This is a genomic window from Lysobacter capsici, assembly GCF_018732085.1.
Lineage (GTDB): Bacteria > Pseudomonadota > Gammaproteobacteria > Xanthomonadales > Xanthomonadaceae > Lysobacter > Lysobacter capsici_A.
This window is the reverse complement of the sequence record NZ_CP076103.1, coordinates 1,623,359-1,646,571: the sequence shown is the minus strand read 5'-3', so window position 1 is coordinate 1,646,571 and position 23,213 is coordinate 1,623,359. Positions and strand designations below refer to the sequence as shown.

Genomic DNA, 23,213 nt, shown 5'->3' with positions numbered 1-23,213 from the left:
TGCAGCGGTGCGGGTTGAAACCGGCGGTCAGTAGTAACCCGCCAGATTCAGGAACCAGCCCTTGTTGTCGTATTCCAGATCGGTCAGGTCGTCGCTGAAGTCGGTGAAGTTGTAGCCCACGCCGACCTTGAAGTTGTCGCCGATCTGGCGGTCCACGCCGACCAGCCAGCCGCGCTTGTCGCCGCCGTCCTTGACCGCCAGCCAGCGGTATTCGGCCAGGGCGTCCCATTTGGCGATCAGGTGGTAGCGCACTTGGCCGGCGAGGAAGTCGGCGCGGCTGTCCAGCCACAGGCCGGTGCCGCGGCCCATGCGGTAGTCGCCCCAACGGCTCGCGGCCTTGCCGCCCACTTCCCACTTGTCGTCGACGCGGTAGATGCCTTCGAACGACAGCACCTGCGAGCGCTGGTCGTACTGGTTGCCGCCGTCCTGGCCGATGGTGGCCAGGTCGTAGAGGTACACGTACTTGCCGAATGCCGCCCAGCGCGAGCTGTCGTGCGGGCGGTAGGCGAAGCCGAGGTTGCCTTCGACGGTCTTGGCGCCGCGGCTGACGTCGATTTCGTCCTTGATGTCGGAGTACAGGAAGCGCGCGGCGATGCGCCAGTCTTCGTTGACCTTGTAGAACAACCGGTTGCTGGTGACCCAGGCTTCGCGACGCTCGGCGCCGCTGTCCTTGCGGTATTCGATCTTGCTCGACCAGTCGGTGTTGGGATCGACGCGGCCGCCGCTGAGGCTGTAGGCGCGGCGGTCGACGTGGCCGGTCGCCGCTTCCAGGTCGCCGTCCATCACCGCGAAGCCCAGGTTCCAGCCTTCGGCCGGATAAAAGTCCATGCCGAAGGTGTGCATGATCCCTTCGCTGGAATCGCGCGGGTCCTTGAGGAACTGGCTTTCGTTGTACAGGTTGGTCTGGTTGTTCAGGCGCCAGCGCTGGCCGATGGTCCAGCCGGTCTGCAAGGCGCTGTCGAACAGCGGATCGCGCTGCGTGCTGTCGGTGCTGAAGGTGTAGGCGCCGTACAGGGTGTGGTCGGTGTTGAGGCGGTACTCGGCGTCGACCTTGCCGGCTTCGCCGCGGTTGCCGCTGCTGACTTCGGCGCCGACGCTGGAGCGGTCGCCGAACAGGTAGCGCGCGCCCACGGTCAGCAGGTCGTTGCGGTCGTACTTGCCGCCGTCGTCGTCGAGGGTGTACTGGCCGGTCGCGTACAGCTCAAGGGTCGAGCCGATGCGGTGACGGTAGCTCAGCGCGAACAGCATCGCGTCGATGTCCGGGGTCAGCGAACTGGCGTTGCGTTCTTCGCGGATGCGGCGCAGTTCGGCGCCGAGCTGGTCGTCGTTGGTGATGCGCCAGTCGGCGGTCAGCTGGGTCTGTTCGAGCGCTTCGTCGCCGCGTTCGCGACGGGTGTGGCGGCCGAACAGGCTGAAGTTCTCGGTGAAGTACCCCAGGAACTCGGCGCCGTATTCCTGCACCGCTTCGCCGTTGTCGTAGCGCGAGATCGAGAAGCCCTGGTCGATGTCGCGCCACCAGGCGCCCACGCTCCAGTCCAGCTGGGTCCAGCCCAGTTCCTTGAAGTTGGCGCGCGCTTCGACCTTGTCGGCGTCGCCGCGACGCGCGCCGGTGATCGGGTTGATGCGGGTGAAGTCGACGCCGCCGTTGGTCGAGTACCAGATCGGCGCGGCGGTCGATTCGGTGCGGGTCTTTTCCAGTTTCAGGTAGGTGCCGCGGCCGGCCTGCAGGGTCAGGTCGACGCCCTTGAGGCTGTAGTCGTCGCCGCTGCGGTTTTCGTCGACATACGTGCCGCCGACGGCGAAGTGATCGCCGAACCATTGCTTGCCGCGGAAACCGGCGCTGACGTCGTCGACCTGGAAACCGGCCGGGACGTATTCGTAGTCGACCAGCAGGCGCTGGGTGTAGCCGTCCAGCGGGGTGTCGCGGGTCAAGGTGCGCACGTTCTCGCGGGTGATCTGCGACAACGGCCGGCTCAGCAGGATGCGGCCCTGCATGTCGTTGATTTCGTAATCGGCGCCGCGCTTGAGATCGACGCGCGATTCGACCCGGCCGGTGCTCACGTCGCGGATTTCGACGGTGATTTTTTCCGAACCCGGCAGGATGTCGGTGTGGCGCAGCATGTACAGGCTGTTGCCGGTGCCGAGGAATTCGGTGTGGCCCAGCGCGCTTTGCGCTTCGGAGCCGAACAGCTTGAGTTCGCTCTTGGGATCGCCCAGCACGGTGGTGTTGCGGCTGCGCCAGTTCAACGCCGCGCCGTACAGCGAGCGGTTGTACTGGGCGTACTCGGTGCCGGTCATGCCGGTGTTGAAGTTGCCCCACAGCGCCTGGTTCTGGTCCCAGTCCACGCGCAGATACAGCTTGCCCTGGGTGTCGACATCGCGGTAGGTGTTGGAATCGTCGCCGTACACCGGGTAGTACAGGTTCGGGTCGAGGCGACGGAAGATGTCCTGCGCCTGGGCGTCGAAGAAGCCGTTGAACAGCCGCTTGATTTCGTTTTCGTGGGTGTCGGCCTGGGCGGTGATGAGGTACTTGCCCTGCACTTTGCCCTTCAGATAGAACGCCAGGCGGCCTTCGCTGATGAAGCTGTCGTCGTAGCGGCCGTTGTCGCCGGCGGCCAGCGGTTCGATGTTGCCGCTGACGTTGTTCTGCGACAGGGTCACGTCGGCCAGCGCGACCAGGAAGCTGTACTTGCCGGTCACGTTGACGTCGAGGTTCTTCTCCAGCTCGCCGCCGCCGCGGTTCTTGATCTTGACCGCGTAGGTGTGTTGGCCGACCGGTTCGAGGAACTCGGCGGCGAACTTGCGCTCCAGGTCGATCGGGAAGGTCTGGTCGTTGATGGTCAGCTGCGCGTCGCGCGGGATGTCGCGGCCGTAGATGCGCACGCGCGAGCCGTACACCGGGATGTTCTGGATGCGGATCGCGTTGGTGCCATAGATCGAGCTGGTGATCTCCACGTCCTGCGCGCCGCGATCGTCGATCGCCTGGCCCAGGGTGCGCTGCACTTCCTCGCGCTGGATCTGCACGCCGCGTTCGTATTCTTCCGGCTTGACCAGTTGGATGCGCTGCGGATTGATTTCGTCGAACGCGCCGTCCTTGCCGTAGGCGCGGGCGATGTAGATCAGTTCGTCGCCGGCGAGCAGGTTGATGTTGGACGGCAAGGTGCCGTCCCATTCCTGTTCGGACACGTTATCGACCGGCAGGTCGATGGTGGCCAGCGGCGTGACCAGGTCGGTGTCGCTGCCGCGGTACACGGTGACCTGCAACTTGTCGATGAACGACGCGTAGTTGGTGTAGCCGTGGAAACGCAGCGGCTTGGTGATGCGGCCGTTCTCGAACGGCGCGATCGAACCGGCCTGGACGTTGAGCACCGGCGGGCCGAGGGTGGGATCTTCGGTGGCCCAGATCACCCCGCCGTTGGGCAGGTCGATCTGGAACTTGCCGGCGATCTTGGCCGCGCCCGGGGTGAGGTTTTCGCGCACCACGTCAACGCGGCGATTGGCCTGCAGCGCGTTGGCGTCGTCGCCTTCGGCCACCGGCTTGTCTTCGCCTCGGGTGCGCACGCGGAACAACAGGCCTTCGTCGCTGCGGCACTCGCTGCCTTCGCACTTGGTACGCGGCACCGGTTCGAGCGCTTCAGTCTGCGGCTGTGGTTTGTCGAGCGAGCTCAAGTCCACCGGGACCGGCGTGGTGCGCCGGCCGGTGTCGCGGGCCGGCGCGTTCTGGCTCGGGTTGTTGGCGCCGGCTTTCTGCGCGAACGCGGGCGTGGCTGCACCGGCCGAGAGCAGGCCGATCAGGGTCATGTCCAGAAGCTTCATCTTCATCTTCATGGTCATGTCCTCAGCGGTTGCCCACGCCGACTGGCGCCTGGGTGTCGTCAGTGATGTCAACTCGCACTTTCTGCCTCACCTCGGGCTTGAGTTCGGCCGAGATCGCTTCGAACACGGCCTTGGCACGGCGTAGACCCAGTTGCACGTTGTAGGCGGCCGCGCCGCGTTTGTCGGCACGGCCGATCACACCGACCGCCCCACTGCCCTGTTGGTTGAGCGCCTTGGCGATTTCGCTGATCAATGGCTTGTACTGCGGCTTGATCGTGGCCTGGTCGGTGTCGAACAGCACCTCGCCCAGGCGGATCGCCGGATCCAGGCTGACCAGCGCCTGGCTCGCGTCGACACCGGCGACCACGTCGACCTGCACCTTGCGCGCCAGCTCCGGATCGGACTCGAGCTGTCGCATCAGTTCGGTCTGCACGGCGCGGGCGCGGGCGAAGGCGAGTGCCTCCTCTTCGGCCTGCGCGGTGACGGTGACGCTGCCACCGCCGGCGTCGCGCAGCTTGCCGGCGATGTCTTCGAACATCGGCGTGTAGCCGGTCTTGACCTTGGCGCTGCCGGCTTCGAAGAACACCTCGCCCAGTTCGACGTCGGTGTTCGACTTGCTGCTGCCGATCTCGCCCGGCGGCAGCTTGACGCCGAAGTCGAAGCGGGTCGGCACGCCCTGGGTGATGCGGCGCACGCGCGGGTTTTCGGTGGTGAACACCGTGCCCGGCGGCAAGGTGGCTGCGTCGACCTTGAGGATGAAGTTGCGTCCCCGCGCCGAGTTGCCGCCTTCGATGCCTTCCAGGTGGTAACGGCCGTAGGCGTCGGTTTCCATGATCAAGCCTTCGACCGAGGCGATGCGCACGCCCGGGATGCCGCGTTCCTCGACCCCGTTGTTGCGGATCGTGTACGACACGACGTACCCGTTCGCGCCCTGGCTGACCTGGCGGCTGACCTGCAGATCCTGCGCGGTCAGGCCCTTGGCGGCGTCGCCGCGGCTGCGCTCGACCGTGGTCTTGCCGGCCGCGTCCATCCGCACCGTGGTGCCTTCCTCGGTGGTCAGCACGAAGTCGTCGGCGAACTCCAGCGCGCTGAGCGTCTGGCGCACGACCACTTGATGCTGCTCGGCCGAGACCGCGTCGGAGCTGCGGCCTTCGATCCGGCCCAGCGCGATGCCGTGCAGCATCGGTGCGCTGGCGTCGGGTTCGGCGACCGGGCCTTCGCCGCGATCGACCGTGGTCGAGCCGGCGACGTAGGCACCCGGGGCGAAGCCGCCCTGCACCTTCACGCCGGTGGCCTTGGCCGGGTCCTGCCAGCCGTCGCTGTCGCGGTCGTCGAACACGCTGCCGACGATCAGGCTGTCCTCGAGCAGCGGATCGCCCGCCATCACCACTTCGGCGGTCGCATCGTTACTGATCTTGGTGCCGTTGCCGTCGTAGCCGGCGACCTGGTTCTTGTGCACGCCCTTGCCGACGCCGGCGCCGACGCGCAGGAAGTAGCTGACCGTCGCCTTGCCGCCGATGCCGACATCGATGCCGGTGATGCGCAGCGGGTTGGCGCTGGCGATCACGCCGTTCTTGTTGTCGTCGTCCACCGTCAGCGAGTTGTCGACGAAGGTGAAGCCGGCCGGCGGGATGTCGACCAGGGTCGCGTTGACCGCGGGCGAATCGCCGACGTTCTCGATCTGCACGGTGTAGCGGACCAGGTCGCCGATCTTCACTTCGCGGGTGGCCGAGGTCTTGACCAGGCGCAGCACCGGGGCGTTGGCGATCACCGTGATCGTCACCGAGGCGGTCGCACACACCGGGGTCGGCGACGAGGTGTCGCAGACGCGGTAGGTGAACGTGTCGGTGCCGGCGAAGAACTGGTTCGGCGTGTAGGTGCACGAACCGGCCGCGCAGGTGACGGTGCCGTGGCCCGGCTGGTTGACGATGGTCAGCGAGCCCGGATCCAGCGGCGCACCGGTCACGGTGTCGTTGCCGATCACGTTGATCGTCACCGGCGTCTGCTGGTTGGTCTGGGCGGTATCCGGCGTTGCGGTGACCGTGTTCGGCTGCACCGTGACGGTGACCGTGGCGGTCGCGCAGTTGGTCGGATTGAGCTTCTCGCAGATCGTGTAGACGTAGCTGTCGGTGCCGCTGAAGTTGGCGCGCGGCGTGTAGGTGATGGTGCCGTCGGTGTTGACCACCACGGTGCCGTTGCTCGGATCGGTGCTGACCGTGATCGTGACCAGGGCCGGATCGATCGGCGCGCCGTTGAGCGTGTCGTTGGCGATCACGTTGGTCGTCACCGGCGTGTTCTGCGGGGTGACGCCGGTGCCGCCGGCCGGATCGTCGGTGGCGGTGATGGCCGGCGCGCTGACGGTGATGGTCACCGTGGCGGTGTCGCAGTTGCTCGGGTTCAACACCTCGCACAGCTGGTAGGTGACGGTGTAGGTGCCGGCCGGGGTGCCCGGTGCGACATCCACGCCGCCGCCGGCCTTGACCGTGAGCGGGCCGCTGGTGACCGGGGTGACGGTGACGTCGGCCGGATTCACCGCGCTGCCGCCGAGGGTGTCGTTGGCGAGCACGTTGATGACGTTGGTGCCGCCGGTGCTGCCGTTGACCGGGGTGGCGACCACGTCGTCCACCGCATCGATCGCCGCGGCATTGACGGTGACGGTGACGCTGGCCTGGCTGCAGTTGGTCGGATCGGCGATTTCGCAGATCTGGTAGACCAGCGTGTAGCTGCCCTGCGCCGTGCCGGGCGCGACGTTCACCGCGCCCGTGGCCGGATCGATGGTCACGTTCGGGTTGCTGGTCGAGACCTGGCTGATGGTCACCGTCGACACCGTGGCCGGCTGGCCGTTGAGGGTGTCGTTGACCAGCACGTTCGCCACCGCCTGGCCGCCGGCCGCGCCGTTGGTCACCGTGCCGTTGTCGCCGGTGGCGACGATCGCGCGGCGCGCGGTCGGCGTGGTCACGCTGGCGCTCTGCGGGGTGTTCTGCGCGGAGTCGGCGGTGGCGGTGTTGACGATCTGGTTGGCGGTGACGTCCTGCAGGGTCACGGTGTGGGTACCGGTCAGCACGCAGGTCGCGTTCGGGGCGAGGGTCGCGCAGGTCTGGCTGGCCGGAACGGTCTGGGTGTCGTTGATCACGACATTGGTCAGGGTCACGTTGCCGGTGTTGGTCGCGGTGATGGTGTAGGTCAGCACGTCGCCGATCGTCACCGAGCCGCTGCCGTCGTTGTCGGCGTTGCTCGGGGCCGGCTTGACCAGCGCCAGCGCCGGGGTGCGCACCGGCACCGGGGTGCTGGTACCGGTGTTGTTGCCCGGGGTCGGATCGCTGGTGGTCGAGCTGCCGGTCGCGGTGTTGGTGTACGAGCCGGTTTCCAGCACGGTGGCTACCACGGTCAGGGTCGCATCCGCGCCCAGGGCCAGGGTGCCGACGGTCCACACGCCGCTGCCGGCGTTGTAGCTGCCGATGCTCGGGGTGGCCGAAACCAGGGTGTAGCCGCTCGGCAGGGCGTCGTTGACGACCACGCTGTCGGCGCTGGACGGGCCGGCGTTGGCGACGGTCACGGTGAAGGTGACGTTGCTGCCCACCGGCGGCGCCGCGTTCGACACCGACTTGGTCACGCTGATGTCGGCCGAAGCCACCGGCGACGGGTTGCTGGTGCCGGTGTTGTTGCCCGGGGTCGGATCGCCCGTGGTCGAGGTCGCGGTCGCGGTGTTGAGGTACGGGCCGGTCGCGAGCACGGTCGCCACCACGGTCAGCGTGGCGTTGCCGCCCGAGGCCAGGGTGCCCACCGTCCACACGCCGGTGCCGGCGTTGTAGCTGCCGACGCTTTCGGTCGCCGAGACCAGGGTGTAACCGGCCGGCAGCTGGTCGGTGACGCTGACCGCATCGGCCGCGGACGGGCCGTTGTTGCTGACGGTGACGGTGAAGGTGACGTTGGTGCCGACCGTCGGGTTGGCGTTGTCGACGGTCTTGGTCACGGCCAAGTCGGCCGAGGCCACCGGCGTCGGCGTGTTGGTCGCGGTGTTGTTGCCCGGGGTCGGATCGCTGGTGGTCGAGGTGGCCGTCGCGGTGTTCGCGTAGGAACCGGTTGCGAGCACGGTCGCCACCACGGTCAGCGTCGCGTTGCCGCCCGAGGTCAGGGTACCGACCGCCCACACGCCGGTGCCGGCGTTGTAGGTGCCGATGCTCGGCGTGGCCGAAACCAGGGTGTAGCCGCTCGGCAGCGGGTCGGTGACGTTGACGCCGTCGGCCGAGGACGGGCCGTTGTTGCTGACGGTCACAGTGAAGGTCACGTCGGTGCCGACGGTGGGCGTCGGGTTCGATGCGGTCTTGGTCACGGCCAGGTCGGCCGAGGCCACCGGCGACGGCGTGCTGGTCGAGGTGTTGTTGCCCGGGGTCGGATCGCCGGTGGTCGAGGTCGCGGTCGCGGTGTTCGCGTACGAACCCGTGGCCAGGACCGTGGCGACCACGCTGAGGGTTTCACTGCCGCCCGAAGCCAGGGTGCCGACGGTCCACACGCCGGTGCCGGCATTGTAGGTGCCCGCGCTCGGCGTCGCCGAGACCAGGGTGTAGCCGCTCGGCAACTGGTCGGTGACGTTGACGCCAGCCGCAGCCGACGGACCGTTGTTGCTGACGGTCACGGTGAAGGTGACGTTGGTGCCGACGACCGGGTTCGGGTTCGATGCGGTCTTGATCACGGCCAGGTCGGCCGACGCCACCGGCGTCGGGGTGCTGGTCGCGGTGTTGTTGCCCGGGGTCGGATCGCCGGTGGTCGAGGTCGCCGTTGCGGTGTTCGCATACGGACCGGTCGCCAGGACGGTGGCCACGATGTCCAGGGTCGCGTTCGCACCCGACGCCAGGGTGCCGACGGCCCACACGCCGGTGCCGGCGTTGTAGGTGCCGACGCTCGGGTTGGACGAGACGAAGGTGTAGCCGGCCGGCAGCTGGTCGGTGACGTTGACGGCATCGGCCGACGACGGACCGTTATTGCTGACAGTCACGGTGAAGGTGACGTTGGTACCGACGACCGGGTTCGGGTTCGACGCGGTCTTGGTCACGGCCAAGTCGGCCGACGCGACCGGCGTCGGCGTGTTGGTCGCGGTGTTGTTGCCCGGGGTCGGATCGCCGGTGGTCGAGGTCGCGGTCGCGGTGTTCGCGTACGAACCCGTGGCCAGAACCGTAGCCACCACGGTCAGCGTTTCGTTGCTGCCCGCGGCCAGGGTGCCGACCGCCCACACGCCGGTGCCGGCGTTGTAGGTGCCTGCGCTCGGCGTGGCCGACACGAGGGTGTAGCCGCTCGGCAGCTGGTCGGTGACGTTGACGGCATCGGCCGACGACGGACCGTTGTTGCTGACGGTCACGGTGAAGGTGACGTTGGTGCCGACGGTCGGGGTTGCGCTCGACGCGGTCTTGGTCACGGCCAGGTCGGCCGACGCCACCGGCGTCGGGGTGCTGGTCGCGGTGTTGTTGCCCGGGGTCGGATCGCCGGTGGTCGACGTCGCCGTTGCGGTGTTCGCATACGGGCCGGTCGCGAGCACGGTGGCGACGATGTCCAGGGTCGCATTCGCACCCGACGCCAGGGTGCCGACGACCCACACGCCGGTGCCGGCGTTGTAGGTGCCGACGCTCGGGTTGGACGAGACGAAGGTGTAGCCGGCCGGCAGCTGGTCGGTGACGTTGACGGCATCGGCCGACGACGGACCGTTGTTGCTGACGGTCACGGTGAAGGTGACGTTGGTACCGACCACCGGGTTCGGGTTCGACGCGGTCTTGGTCACGGCCAGGTCGGCCGACGCGACCGGCGTCGGGGTGTTGGTCGCGGTGTTGTTGCCCGGGGTCGGGTCGCCGGTGGTCGAGGTCGCGGTCGCGGTGTTCGCGTACGAACCGGTTGCGAGCACGGTCGCCACCACGGTCAGCGTTTCGTTGCTGCCCGCCGCCAAGGTGCCGACGGCCCACACGCCGGTGCCGGCGTTGTAGGTGCCTGCGCTCGGCGTGGCCGAAACCAGGGTGTAACCGCTCGGCAGCTGGTCGGTGACGTTGACGGCATCGGCCGACGACGGACCGTTGTTGCTGACGGTGACGGTGAAGGTGACGTTGGTGCCGACGGTCGGGGTTGCGCTCGACGCGGTCTTGGTCACGGCCAGGTCGGCCGAAGCGACCGGGACCGGCGTATTGGTCGCGGTGTTGTTGCCCGGGGTCGGGTCGCCGGTGGTCGACGTCGCCGTTGCGGTGTTCGCATACGGGCCGGTTGCCAGGACGGTGGCGACGATGTCCAGGGTTTCACTCGCACCCGAAACCAGCGTGCCGACGGCCCACACGCCGGTGCCGGCGTTATAGGTGCCGACGCTCGGGTTGGACGAGACGAAGGTGTAACCGGCCGGCAGCTGGTCGGTGACGTTCACGCCGGCCGCGGCCGACGGACCGTTATTGCTGACGGTCACGGTGAAGGTGACGTTGGTGCCGACGATCGGCGCGGCGTTCGACGCGGTCTTGGTCACGGCCAGGTCGGCCGAGGCCACCGGGACCGGCGTATTGGTCGCGGTGTTGTTGCCCGGGGTCGGGTCGCCCGTGGTCGAGGTCGCGGTCGCAGTGTTCGCGTACGAACCCGTAGCCAGCACAGTCGCCACCACGGTCAGCGTTTCGTTGCTGCCCGCAGCCAGGGTGCCGACGGCCCACACGCCGGTGCCGGCGTTGTAGGTGCCCGCGCTCGGCGTGGCCGACACGAGGGTGTAGCCGCTCGGCAGCTGGTCGGTGACGTTGACGCCGGCCGCGGCCGACGGACCGTTGTTGCTGACGGTCACGGTGAAGGTGATGTCGGTACCGACCGTCGGGGTCGCGGTCGACGCGGTCTTGGTCACGGCCACATCGGCCGACGCCACCGGCGTCGGCGTATTGGTCGCGGTGTTGTTGCCCGGGGTCGGGTCGCCCGTGGTCGAGGTCGCGGTCGCGGTGTTCGCGTACGAACCCGTCGCCAGGACGGTCGCCACCACGGTCAGGGTCTCGCTGTCGCCCGCGGCCAGGGTGCCGACGGCCCACACGCCGGTGCCGGCGTTGTAGGTGCCCGTGCTCGGCGTGGCCGAGACCAGGGTATAGCCGCTCGGCAGCTGATCGTTGACGTTGACGCCCGCGGCCGACGACGGACCGTTGTTGCTGACGGTCACGGTGAAGGTGATGTCGGTGCCGACGACCGGGGTCGCGGTCGACGCGGTCTTGGTCACCGCCAGGTCGGCCGACGCCACCGGAACCGGCGTGTTGGTCGCGCTGTTGTTGGCGCTGTTCGGATCGCCGGTGGTCGAGGTGGCCGTCGCGGTGTTCGCGTACGGACCGGTCGCGAGCACGGTGGCGACGATGTCCAGGGTTTCGCTCGCACCCGACGCCAGCGTGCCGATGGCCCACACGCCGGTGCCGGCGTTGTAGGTGCCGACGCTCGGGTTGGACGAAACGAAGGTGTAGCCGGCCGGCAGCTGATCGTTGACGTTGACCGCATCGGCCGACGACGGGCCGTTGTTGGTCACGGTCACGGTGAAGGTGACGTTCGTGCCGACGATCGGCGCGGCGTTCGACGCGGCCTTGGTCACGGCCAGGTCGGCCGACGCGGTCGGCGACGGCGTGCTGGTCGCGGTGTTGTTGCCCGGGGTCGGATCGCTGGTGGTCGAAGTCGCGGTGGCGGTGTTCGCGTACGAACCCGTCGCCAGGACGGTCGCGACCACGGTCAGGGTCTCGCTGTCGCCCGACGCCAGGGCGCCGACGGCCCACACGCCGGTGCCGGCGTTGTAGGTGCCCGCGCTCGGCGTGGCCGAGACCAGGGTGTAACCGCTCGGCAGCTGATCGTTGACGTTGACGCCGGCCGCGGCCGACGGACCGTTGTTGGTCACGGTCACGGTGAAGGTGATATCGGTGCCGACGACCGGGGTCGCGGTCGACGCGGTCTTGGTCACGGCGAGGTCGGCCGAGGCGACGGGCACCGGCGTATTGGTCGCGGTGTTGTTGCCCGGGGTCGGGTCGCTGGTGGTCGAGGTGGCCGTCGCGGTGTTCGCGTATGGACCGGTCGGCAGCACGGTCGCGACGATCTGCAAGGTCGCATTAGCGCCCGAGGCCAAGCCGCCGACCGCCCACACGCCGGTGCCGGCGTTATAGGTGCCCACGCTCGGCGTGGCCGAGACGAAGGTGTAGCCCGCCGGCAGCTGATCGTTGACGTTGACGCCGGCAGCAGCCGACGGACCGTTGTTGCTGACGGTCACGGTGAAGGTGACGTTGGTGCCGACGATCGGCGCGGCGCTCGATGCGGTCTTGGTCACGGCCAGGTCGGCCGAGGCCACCGGGACCGGCGTGTTGGTCGCGGTGTTGTTGCCCGGGGTCGGGTCGCTGGTGGTCGAGGTGGCCGTCGCGGTGTTCGCGTACGGGCCGGTCGGCAGCACGGTGGCGACGATCTGCAAGGTCGCGTTAGCGCCGGACGCCAGCGCCCCGACGGCCCACACGCCGGTGCCGGCGTTATAGGCACCCACGCTCGGCGTGGCCGAAACGAAGGTGTAACCCGCCGGCAGCTGATCGTTGACGTTCACGCCCGCCGCAGCCGACGGACCGTTGTTGCTGACGGTCACGGTGAAGGTGACGTTGGTGCCGACGATCGGCGCAGCGTTCGATGCGGTCTTGGTCACGGCCAGGTCGGCCGAGGCCACCGGGACCGGCGTGTTGGTCGCGGTGTTGTTGCCCGGGGTCGGGTCGCTGGTGGTCGAGGTGGCCGTCGCGGTGTTCGCGTACGGGCCGGTCGGCAGCACGGTCGCGACGATCTGCAAGGTCGCATTAGCGCCCGAGGCCAGGCCGCCGACCGCCCACACGCCGGTGCCGGCGTTGTAGGTACCCACGCTCGGCGTCGCCGAGACGAAGGTGTAACCGGCCGGCAGCTGATCGTTGACGTTGACGCCGGCCGCAGCGGACGGACCGTTGTTGCTGACGGTCACCGTAAAGGTGACGTTGGTGCCGACGGTCGGCGTCGCGCTCGATGCGGTCTTGGTCACGGCCAGATCAGCCGAAGCGACCGGGACCGGCGTATTGGTCGCGGTGTTGTTGCCCGGGGTCGGGTCGCTGGTGGTCGAGGTGGCCGTCGCGGTGTTCGCGTATGGACCGGTCGGCAGCACGGTGGCGACGATCTGCAAGGTCGCATTAGCGCCCGAGGCCAGGCCGCCGACCGCCCACACGCCGGTGCCGGCGTTATAGGTGCCCACGCTCGGCGTGGCCGAGACGAAGGTGTAACCGGCCGGCAGCTGATCGTTGACGTTCACGCCCGCCGCAGCCGACGGACCGTTGTTGCTGACGGTCACGGTGAAGGTGACGTTGGTTCCGACGATCGGCGCAGCGCTCGATGCGGTCTTGGTCACGGCCAGGTCGGCCGAGGCCACCGGGACCGGCGTGTTGGTCGCGGTGTTGTTGCCCGGGGTCGGGTCGCTGGTGGTCGAGGTCGCCGTTGCGGTGTTCGCGTACGGGCCGGTCGGCAGCACGGTCGCGACGATCTGCAAGGTCGCGTTCGCACCCGACGCCAGGCCGCCCACGGCCCACACGCCGGTGCCGGCGTTGTAGGTGCCCACGCTCGGCGTCGCCGAGACGAAGGTGTAGCCCGCCGGCAGTTGATCGTTGACGTTGACGCCCGCCGCGGCCGACGGACCGTTATTGCTGACGGTCACCGTAAAGGTGACGTTGGTGCCGACGGTCGGCGTCGCGCTCGAAGCGGTCTTGGTCACGGCCAAGTCGGCCGACGCAACCGGGACTGGCGTATTGGTCGCGGTGTTGTTGCCCGGGGTCGGATCGTTGGTGGTCGACGTGGCCGTCGCGGTGTTCGCGTACGGGCCGGTCGGCAGCACGGTCGCGACGATCTGCAAGGTCGCATTCGCGCCGGAAGCCAGACCACCCACGGCCCACACGCCGGTGCCCGCGTTGTACGTACCCACGCTCGGGTTCGCCGAGACGAAGGTGTAACCAGCCGGTAGCTGATCGTTGACGTTCACGCCAGCCGCAGCCGACGGACCGTTGTTGGACACGGTCACGGTGAAGGTGACATTCGTACCGATGACCGGCGTCGCGCTCGACGCGGTCTTGGTCACCGCCAAGTCAGCCGAAGCGACGGGCACCGGCGTGTTGGTCGCGGTGTTGTTGCCCGGGGTCGGATCGTTGGTGGTCGACGTCGCAGTCGCGGTGTTCGCGTACGGACCGGTGGCGCGCACGGTCGCGATGATCTGCAAGGTCGCGTTCGCGCCCGAAGCCAGGCCGCCCACGGCCCACACGCCGGTGCCGGCGTTGTAGGTACCCACGCTCGGCGTGGCCGAGACGAAGGTGTAACCGGCCGGCAGTTGATCGTTGACGTTGACCGCAGCAGCCGCCGACGGACCGTTGTTGCTGACGGTCACGGTGAAGGTGATGTTCGTGCCGACGGTCGGCGTCGCGCTCGAAGCGGTCTTGGTCACGGCCAAGTCGGCCGACGCAACCGGGACCGGCGTATTGGTCGCGGTGTTGTTGCCCGGGGTCGGATCGCTGGTGGTCGAGGTCGCCGTCGCGGTGTTCGCGTACGGGCCGGTCGGCAGCACGGTGGCGACGATCTGCAGAGTCGCGTTCGCGCCCGAGGCCAGCGCACCAACCGCCCACACGCCGGTGCCCGCGTTGTACGTACCCACGCTCGGCGTGGCGGAAACGAAGGTGTAACCCGCCGGCAGTTGGTCGTTGACGTTGACGCCAGCCGCAGCCGACGGGCCGTTGTTGCTGACGGTCACAGTAAAGGTGACGTTCGTGCCGATGACCGGGGTCGCACTCGACGCCGTCTTGGTCACCGCCAAGTCAGCCGAAGCGACGGGCACCGGCGTGTTGGTCGCGGTGTTGTTGCCCGGGGTCGGATCGCTGGTGGTCGACGTCGCGGTCGCGGTGTTCGCGTACGGGCCGGTCGGCAGCACGGTGGCGACGATCTGCAAGGTCGCATTCGCGCCCGAGGCCAGACCACCGACCGCCCACACACCGGTGCCGGCGTTGTACGTACCCACGCTCGGCGTCGCCGAGACGAAGGTGTAACCCGCCGGCAGTTGATCGTTGACGTTGACCGCGGCCGCGGCCGACGGACCGTTGTTGCTGACGGTCACGGTGAAGGTGATGTTCGTGCCGACGGTCGGAGTTCCGCTCGAAGCGGTCTTGGTCACCGCCAGATCGGCCGAGGCCACCGGGACCGGCGTATTGGTCGCGGTGTTGTTGCCCGGGGTCGGATCGCTCGTGGTCGAGGTCGCCGTCGCGGTATTCGCGTACGGACCGGTCGGCAGCACGGTAGCGACGATCTGCAGAGTCGCGTTCGCGCCCGAGGCCAGCGCACCAACCGCCCACACGCCGGTACCGGCGTTATAGGTGCCCACGCTCGGCGTGGCAGAAACGAAGGTGTAACCGGCCGGCAGCTGATCGTTGACGTTCACGCCGGCTGCAGCGGACGGGCCGTTGTTGCTGACGGTCACGGTGAAGGTGACGTTGCTGCCGATGATCGGCGTCGCGCTCGACGCGGTCTTGGTCACCGCCAGATCGGCCGAAGCGACCGGCACCGGCGTATTGGTCGCGGTGTTGTTGCCCGGGGTGGGATCGTTGGTGGTCGACGTCGCCGTCGCAGTGTTCGCGTACGGACCGGTGGCGCGCACGGTCGCGACGATCTGCAAGGTCGCGTTAGCGCCCGAGGCCAGGCCGCCGACGGCCCACACACCAGTACCGGCGTTGTAGGTACCCACGCTCGGCGTGGCCGAAACGAAGGTGTAACCCGCCGGCAGCTGATCGTTGACGTTGACGCCGGCCGCAGCCGACGGACCGTTGTTGCTCACCGTCACGGTGAAGGTGATGTTGGTACCGACGGTCGGAGTTCCGCTCGACGCGGTCTTGGTCACCGCCAGGTCGGCCGAGGCCACCGGCACCGGCGTGCTGGTCGCGGTGTTGTTGCCCGGGGTCGGGTCGGTCGAGCTGGAGGTCGCGGTAGCGGTGTTCGCGTACGGACCGGTCGGCAGCACGGTGGCCACGATGGTCAGGGTCGCGTTCGCGCCCGAGGCCAGGGTGCCCACCGCCCACACGCCGGTGCCGGCGGTGTAGGTGCCCACGCTCGGCGTCGCCGAGACGAAGGTGTAACCGGCCGGCAGTTGGTCGGTCACGTTGGTGCCGACGGCCGCGGACGGGCCGGCGTTGGCGACGGTCACGGTAAAGGTGACGTTGGTGCCCACCGTCGGCGTCGGATTCGACACCGTCTTGGTGACGCTCAGGTCCGACACCGCTGCCAGCGTGTTCGAGTCCGTCGCCGAGCAGGCGCCGGTGGTCGCATTGAAGGTGCCGCCGTTCGCGGTACAGGCCGTGTCGACGTTGGTCACGTTCGTCGGCGGCGTGATCGTCGCGGTGTTGCGCAAGGGATTGGCGAACTGCGCCAGGGCCGGCAAGGCGGCCAGCGCCAGCACGGCGGAAAGCAATACACGCGCCCCGGTTCGAGCGATGCGGGATCCAGCATGGGAGTCGTGACGAGCTGACGACTGGCTGGCCGGGGTGCGGGTAGTGACGATATTCATGCGGTAGCCCAAACAGGAGTTCGGTAAGCGCCGGGAACAACGGCGACAGTCACCGGTGCGGTGAGGTGTCGTCGGCGCCAAGCGGCTGGTCGACGTGCTTACTGCTGGCAATGCCTTGTGCTGCGAGTTCGTACGGGTACGGCGAGTGCTTGATGCCTGGCTTCCATGCGTCTCGCATACCGCTGGCGACACGCAACAAATCCACAAAACATGCATCCGCTGGCGCAGACGCCCGTCAGGGAACCGCCTGGCTATCCGTCTGCTGCGCGCAAGGCCGCTTCGCCCCGCACGCCAGCGCCGAAATGGCTTGGCCGTTCACATCGACTACCAGGTAGGAACTGCTCGCCCCCAGCCGTCATGCGACGGCCATGCGACACGCAGACGGAGTCCGCCCATAAGGCGGCAGGAACAGCGACATCCCCATGGATACCGAGTCTTAGCCCCTGACACGTCATACGTGCCCCCCTTTTTCCACCCCTGTTACACGCCCCACTACGACTAAGCGCAGCGTTCAGATGCAACAGATCCTCTGTGGAACCCCCTACCGCAATACGCAGTACGTACTGCTTAATAGGACACGGCTGCAAATAGTGTGCCATCCATCACATTGTGATTTCAACACAGTTCACATCAAAAACGAGATACCGCGTGCAATAACCTGCCCCTGGAAGGCACCTAACTGACAAATCTCGGCAGTTTGTCGACCTTGGCACCGACCGCTGGAGCCTCCCGGCGATGCGGCACATCAATCCAGTCCCGATGGCAAACTTATTTCCACTTTCGATGTCGGACACTAGCGCCAGTCACGCAGATAAAGCGTGAAAATACAGCGCGATGAGCTTCACGTTTAGACGTAAAAAGGCTGCAAATTATGAGTTATTCGACGAAGTTCTGAATTCAGCTGCTTCAGTCAGAAGCGCGTCCAACGTCTCGTTCGCGGCCGCTTTTGTGCGGACTGAGACAGAAACCACACAAGCCCTATAATTCCTGTCCCCACGACCCGGCCGCCTCATGTCCTCCAGCGTTACGTCTGCGTCCATCCCCGATCTGGCAAGCATCCAGGCCCTGGCCCACAACGACATGGCGGCCGTCGACGCCCTGATCCGGCGCCGCCTGGCCTCGGACGTGGTGCTGATCAACCAGGTGGCCGAGTACATCGTCGGCGCCGGCGGCAAGCGCCTGCGGCCGATGCTGCTGCTGCTGGCGGCCGGCGCCCTGAACCACCGCGGGCCGGACGCGCACCAGCTCGCCGCCGTGGTCGAGTTCATCCACACCGCCACCTTGCTGCACGACGACGTGGTCGACGAGTCCGACCTGCGCCGCGGCCGCAAGACCGCCAATGCGGTCTGGGGCAACGCCGCCAGCGTGCTGGTCGGCGACTTCCTGTACTCGCGCAGCTTCCAGTTGATGGTCGAACTCGACCGCCTGGAAGTGATGAAGATCCTCGCCGACACCACCAACGCCATCGCCGAGGGCGAGGTGCTGCAACTGCTGCACGTGCGCAACCCCGACACCGACGAGGCCGCCTACCTGCGCGTGATCGAGCGCAAGACCGCGGTGCTGTTCGCCGCCGCGACCCGCCTGGGCGCGGTCCTGGCCGGCGCCGACGCGCAGGTGCAGCAGCGCCTGCACGACTACGGCATGGCCCTGGGCTACGCGTTCCAGATCGCCGACGACGTGCTCGACTACGCCTCCGACGCGCAGACCCTGGGCAAGAACCTCGGCGACGACCTCGCCGAAGGCAAGGCCACCTTGCCCCTGATCCACGCCATCGCCCACAGCGACGACGCCACCCGCGCGCGCCTGCGCGCGGCGGTCGAACACGGCGACACCGACGCCATGCCCGAGGTGCTCGCCGCGATCCGCGCCACCGGCGGCCTGGATTACAGCCGCCGGCGCGCCGAGGACTACGCCGACGCGGCGGACGCCGCGCTCGAAGGGCTCGAAGACAACGACTACACCGCGGCGCTGCGCGGGTTGGCGCGGTATGCGGTGAGTCGGGATCACTGAGGGCTGCGCGCGCTGCGGCGCGCGTGCTTCGATCGCGTGTTTGCGACGGCGGCCTTGGGCCGCCGTTTTTGGTTGTGGTGAATGGTGCCTCTGTCGGCGCGATGGGCGATGGGCGATGGCGCCGCTTTGTTGTTGCCGTTGTCGTTGCCGTTGTCGTTGTTGCTGTTGCTGTTGCTGCTGTTGCTGTTGCTGCTGTTGCTGTTGTTGTTGTTGCTGTTGTTGCTGTTGTTGCTGTTGCTGCTGTTGCTGCTGTTGCTGCTGTTGCTGCTGTTGCTGTTGCTGTTGCTGTTGTTGCTGTTGTTGCTGTTGTTGTTGTTGTTGTTGCTGTTGTTGTTGTTGTTGTTGCCGTTGTTGTTGTTGCCGTTGTCGTTGCTGACGCCCCTGAGCATCAAGGCAACCATCCATGCAACCTATGCCTCGCCTCTCCCAGCCGTCATTCCCGCGAACGCGGGAATCCAGTGACTTCAAGCGTTCTCGCACGAAGAGCCCTGGATCCCCGCCTTCGCGGGGATGACGTTCTTGAGGTTTCTCGCACGAAAGGCACTGGATTCCCACGTTCGCGGGAATGACGTTCTTCAGGTTTCTCGCACGAAAGTCGCTGGATTCCCGCGTTCGCGGGAATGACGGCCTTGAAGATTCGTAATCCGATTGGGCAATCCGCGACTACGGGCGGAGCACTCGCAATACAGCCGGCACGTTGCCGGGTTCAGTCCTTAGTCCTCGACTTCAAACCAGAACCCACAACGCGCTAGTCGCTAGTCGCCAGCCGTAGCCCGTAGCCCGTAGCCGTAGCCAAAGCCCCAAATCCTCGACCCGCAACCCGAACCCATCAATCCTCCTTCCCAAACCGCTCCGCAAAGAACCCCCGCATCGCCGCGAACGAGCGCTTCGACGCACGTTCGTCATACCGGCAATTGTCCTCGGGCGGATTGTTGGCATTCTCGATCTCGGCGAAACAATGCCGCGCGCCGCTGTAGTTGACCAGCTGCCAATCCGCGCCGGCCTCGTCCATTTCCTTTTCGAAACCGACGATATCCTCGTTCGGCACCGACTTGTCGGCCGCGCCGTTGAGCACCAGCACCGAGGTGTTGACCTTGACCCCGTTGCTCGGCAGATGCGCCTTGAGCCCGCCATGGAAGCTGACCACGCCGGCCAGGTTGGCGCCGGTGCGCGCCAGTTCCAGCACCGTCGAGCCGCCGAAGCAGAAGCCCAACGCGCCGATCTTGGCCGCGTTCAACGGCGCGGTCTTGTCCTGCGCCTTCAACACCGCGACCGCCTCGCTCACGCGCTTGCGCAAGGTCGCGCCGCCATCGGCGTAGGCCTTGCCGACCGCCGCCTTGGCTTCGTCCTTGTTCTTGGGCCGCACGTTCTTGCCGTAGACATCGGCGACCAGCACGACATAACTGTCGCCGGCGATGTCCTTGGCATGCTGGATCGCGTTGTCGGTGATGCCCATCCAGTTCGGCACCATCACCAGGCCTGGACGTTTGATCGCATTGACGTCGTCGAACACCAGCACACCGCTGAACGTGTCTTCGCCGATCTTCCATTCGACCGGTTTGGCCTGCATGGCCGCGAACGCGGGCGAGGTACACAACACTAGCGACAGGGCAGCGGCGAGACGGCGCATGACGAAACTCCGGATGGGCGATCGCCGCAGACTAACCGGTTCGGTGAGCCGTTTGCGTGACGGAACGCGAGCGCCACACCCTAGGTCTTTGTAGGAGCCCCTTCAGGCCCGCGCGTTCGACTAAGGCCGAAAGAAAAGCGCCTGACTCGAAGCCATCCCAAACAATGCGCCTCAAGCGATGCCACGGGACAGGAACACCATGCCCGAAGTCTTTTGTGGGAGGGCCTTCAGGCCCGACGCCTTTGGCTCAGATCGAAACGAAAAACACCCGGCTCGACGCCATCCCAAACAAGGCGCCTCAAGCGATCCCCAAGCCATCGATGGCGACGATCGCGTCAGGATCGAAGCCGGCCAGTTCAGCGAAATGGCGGCCGCGCGCGACGTAGTCCCGATACGGGCCAAAACTCGGCGCCCCCGGCGACAACAGCACCGTGCCACCGGCCTCGCCCAGGGCCGCGCGCGCCTGCGCCATCGCATCGGCGAGGTCCTTGGCCGCGCTCAAACGAAAATCCGACTGCGCCGCGATCGGCGCGAGCAAGGCATGGATGCGCGGGCCGTTCTCGCCCATGGTCACGATCGCGACCGGCGCGCGCCGACGCATCGCATCGGCGAAGGCCTGCCAGTCGATGCCGCGATCATGGCCGCCGACCAACAAGGCGATGCGCCGGTCCGAATAGCAATCCAGCGCCGCGAGACTCGCATGCGGCGTGGTGCTGATCGAATCGTTGACGTAAGCAATGCCGTCGCGCGTACCGAGCGGCTGCAGCCGGTTCGGCAACGGCCTGAAACTCGCGGCGTGCGGCGCCAGCGGGGCCGCGTCGATGCCGAGCGCTTCGATCGCGGTCAACACGGCGCACAGATTGCCGCGATTGTGGCGTCCGGGCAGCGGCAAGGACGCGGTGTCCATGATTTCGCGATCGCCGCGCCACAGCGCGTCGCCGCGCAGATGCCAACCGGCCTCGTGGCCGAACCAAAGGATCTCGCTGTCGGGCAACTTCAAACCCGAAAGTGTCGCGTCATTGGCGTTCAACACCGCAATGCGCGGCTTGCCTTCGGTCAACAAGCGCAGCTTGTCCTCGACATAACGCGCCTGCGAGCCGTGCCAGTCGAGATGTTCGGGATAGATGTTCAGCGCGACCGCGACCTCGGGCCGCGCGCCGCTCGCACCGACATCGCCGGTCTGATAGCTCGACAACTCGATCGCCCAGAACTCCGGCGGTTGCGGCGGATCGAGCACTTCCAGCAAGGGCAGCCCGATATTGCCGGCCAGCGCAGTGCGATGACCGCCGGCGCGCAGCAGATGCGCGAGCAGCGAGGTCGTAGTGCTCTTGCCCTTGGTGCCGGTCACGCAGACCGTGCGCGCGTCGCCGTGTTCGCCGAACCACAACGCGGTGCCGCCGAGAAAGCGCGCGCCCTGCTCCACCGCCGACAAGGCTTCGGCGCGATACGGGCTGATGCCCGGCGATTTGACGATGATCTCGAACGCGCCCAGCCGCTCGGCGGTGGCCGCGGTTTCGATCGCCAGGCGCACATCGCCGAGCGCGCGCGCATCGGCGGCTTCCTCGTGCGAACAGAACAGGGTCAGCGCGAGTTCGGGCAATCGCGAGCGGATCGCGTGATAGGCCGCGCGGCCTTCGCGGCCCCAGCCCCACAGCGCGACCGTGCGAGCGTCAAGCTGCGAAATACGCACGCAACCGCTCCCACAGCCGCGGCGGCAGGCGCTGTTCGTCGTCCAGCGTCAGCAGCGGCTCGATGCGCAGATCGTCGTCGCCCAGTTGCGGACGGATTTCGCGCGCAAACCGTTCGACCAGGGCGTCTTCGCGCCATTCCGGACGCTCGCTCAGCGCGGCCATCGCCGCGCGCGATTCGCGGCCTTCGCCGACGCATTCGAACGGTTTGTGATTGCGGTATTCGAGCAGCGCGTCGTAGCCGTCGGTCTGGCCCGGATCGTCGAGCAGATTACGGCCGAAGATGCCGACCAAGCGAGGCTTGGTCATGAACGGCGCCAGCGCCAGGAACACGAAGTGGCACTTGGGACATACCCCGCACCAGCGACTGGCCGGCCGCTCGCCCAAGATGTGGAAATTGCGATTGCAACTGCTGAAATGCGCGTCGTAACGATCGCTGCGGGCGAACTGCCGCGCCACCGCCAGTTCGCTGAGCGGACGCAGCAGCGAGTAGTAATGCAGATCGGCCGCGACATGCCGCTGTACGTAATCGCCGAACGCCTGCTCGCAGGCCCAGCCCTTCGACCACTGGTGATTCACCTCGCCGGTGCCTTCGATCAGGCTGCCGTAGCTGGCCGAGCGTTCGTTGGAGAACACGACTTGATCGACGCCGTGCAGCAGCGCCGCCAGCACCATGATCGCCGAGTTCACCACCGTGACCGGGATATGCCCGTTGTAGGCGCCCTGGCGATTAAGTTCGAACAACTGCGGCGCGAGCGCGCGTCCGAGGTTGAGAGTCGGCAGATCGGTGCGCGCGGCGCAGGCCGCGATCAGCTGCGAACCGCCGATCCAGGTGACCGTCTGTTCGATGCCGAGCGCGCGCAGGGCTTCGATGCTGACCAGCGAGTCCTTGCCGCCACCGATCGCGACCAGGGCGTGTTCGCGCAGACCGAGCGCGGGGGCCCGGCCCTCACCCCGGCCCTCTCCCGCAGGCGGGAGAGGGAGACCATCAAGAGCAGACTCACTGGCAAGGGCAGAGGCGTTGGGGAGGGCATCAAGAGCGGACGCATCAGCGCTGTTGCTCCCTCTCCCGCTGGCGGGAGAGGGCTGGGGTGAGGGCCCCACCGGAAACTTGATCTTCCCGTGCAGATTCAAGCCATTGCGATACGCGAATTCGCCCAGCCCGTTGACGTAGATCAATTCCAGCAACGCCGCCGCATCGGCATCGATCGCATACGAATCGATGCGGATCTCCTCGGGCACCGCCGCCTTGTAGTAACTCACGCCGGCGATCAGGTGCAGCAGACGCAGCGCCTGTTGCACCGCCTGCTCGCGCGCGCCGTCGAGCACGAACGGCGCGCCCGGGACGGTGATGGTTTCGATCAGCTCCGGACCATCGTCGAAGGCGTAGACCAGTTCGGCGATGCCGGTGGCGGCGTCGAGGTGGCAGCGGACGAAACGGAAGGCGCGAACCGCGTCGCGTTGGAATTGGGCACTCACAAGCGTTTTCCCGAAATCAGAGCGAATCGCGCGC

At 67.3% G+C, this 23,213-nt stretch carries 7 protein-coding genes; 2 read left to right on the top strand and 5 right to left on the bottom strand.

Annotation, left to right across the window (positions count from 1 at the left end):
- Positions 1 to 27: 27 nt before the first annotated feature.
- The gene (locus tag KME82_RS06670) at positions 28 to 3,828 is read right to left on the bottom strand and encodes a hypothetical protein (protein ID WP_215497825.1); all 3,801 of its coding nucleotides are present in this window, start codon (positions 3,826 to 3,828) and stop codon (positions 28 to 30) included.
- Between the two features lie 10 nt (positions 3,829 to 3,838).
- Complete coding sequence (locus KME82_RS06665) at positions 3,839 to 16,276, bottom strand: CARDB domain-containing protein (protein ID WP_215497824.1); 12,438 nt, start codon at positions 16,274 to 16,276, stop codon at positions 3,839 to 3,841.
- A 1,107-nt stretch (positions 16,277 to 17,383) separates the two neighbouring features.
- On the opposite strand from KME82_RS06665, the gene KME82_RS06660 reads away from it, so the two are divergent.
- Positions 17,384 to 18,382, top strand: a complete 999-nt coding sequence (locus tag KME82_RS06660) for a polyprenyl synthetase family protein (protein WP_215497823.1) — start codon at positions 17,384 to 17,386, stop codon at positions 18,380 to 18,382.
- An 81-nt stretch (positions 18,383 to 18,463) separates the two neighbouring features.
- Positions 18,464 to 18,844, top strand: coding sequence for a hypothetical protein (locus KME82_RS06655; protein ID WP_215497822.1), 381 nt, complete (start codon positions 18,464 to 18,466; stop codon positions 18,842 to 18,844).
- Positions 18,845 to 19,211: 367 nt separating this feature from the next.
- Here the strand turns inward: KME82_RS06655 and KME82_RS06650 are convergent, their stop codons facing one another.
- The 3 genes from KME82_RS06650 to KME82_RS06640 all read right to left on the bottom strand — a co-directional run bounded on the left by KME82_RS06650 (position 19,212) and on the right by KME82_RS06640 (position 23,179).
- Positions 19,212 to 20,012 (bottom strand): dienelactone hydrolase family protein, encoded by an 801-nt coding sequence (locus KME82_RS06650; protein ID WP_215497821.1) that lies wholly within the window; start codon positions 20,010 to 20,012, stop codon positions 19,212 to 19,214.
- Positions 20,013 to 20,310: 298 nt separating this feature from the next.
- The gene (gene murD, locus KME82_RS06645) at positions 20,311 to 21,702 is read right to left on the bottom strand and encodes a UDP-N-acetylmuramoyl-L-alanine--D-glutamate ligase (RefSeq protein ID WP_215497820.1); all 1,392 of its coding nucleotides are present in this window, start codon (positions 21,700 to 21,702) and stop codon (positions 20,311 to 20,313) included.
- Positions 21,683 to 23,179, bottom strand: a complete 1,497-nt coding sequence (locus tag KME82_RS06640) for an endonuclease domain-containing protein (RefSeq protein WP_215497819.1) — start codon at positions 23,177 to 23,179, stop codon at positions 21,683 to 21,685. Before KME82_RS06640 ends, murD begins: the two co-directional genes overlap by 20 nt.
- Positions 23,180 to 23,213 lie beyond the last annotated feature (34 nt).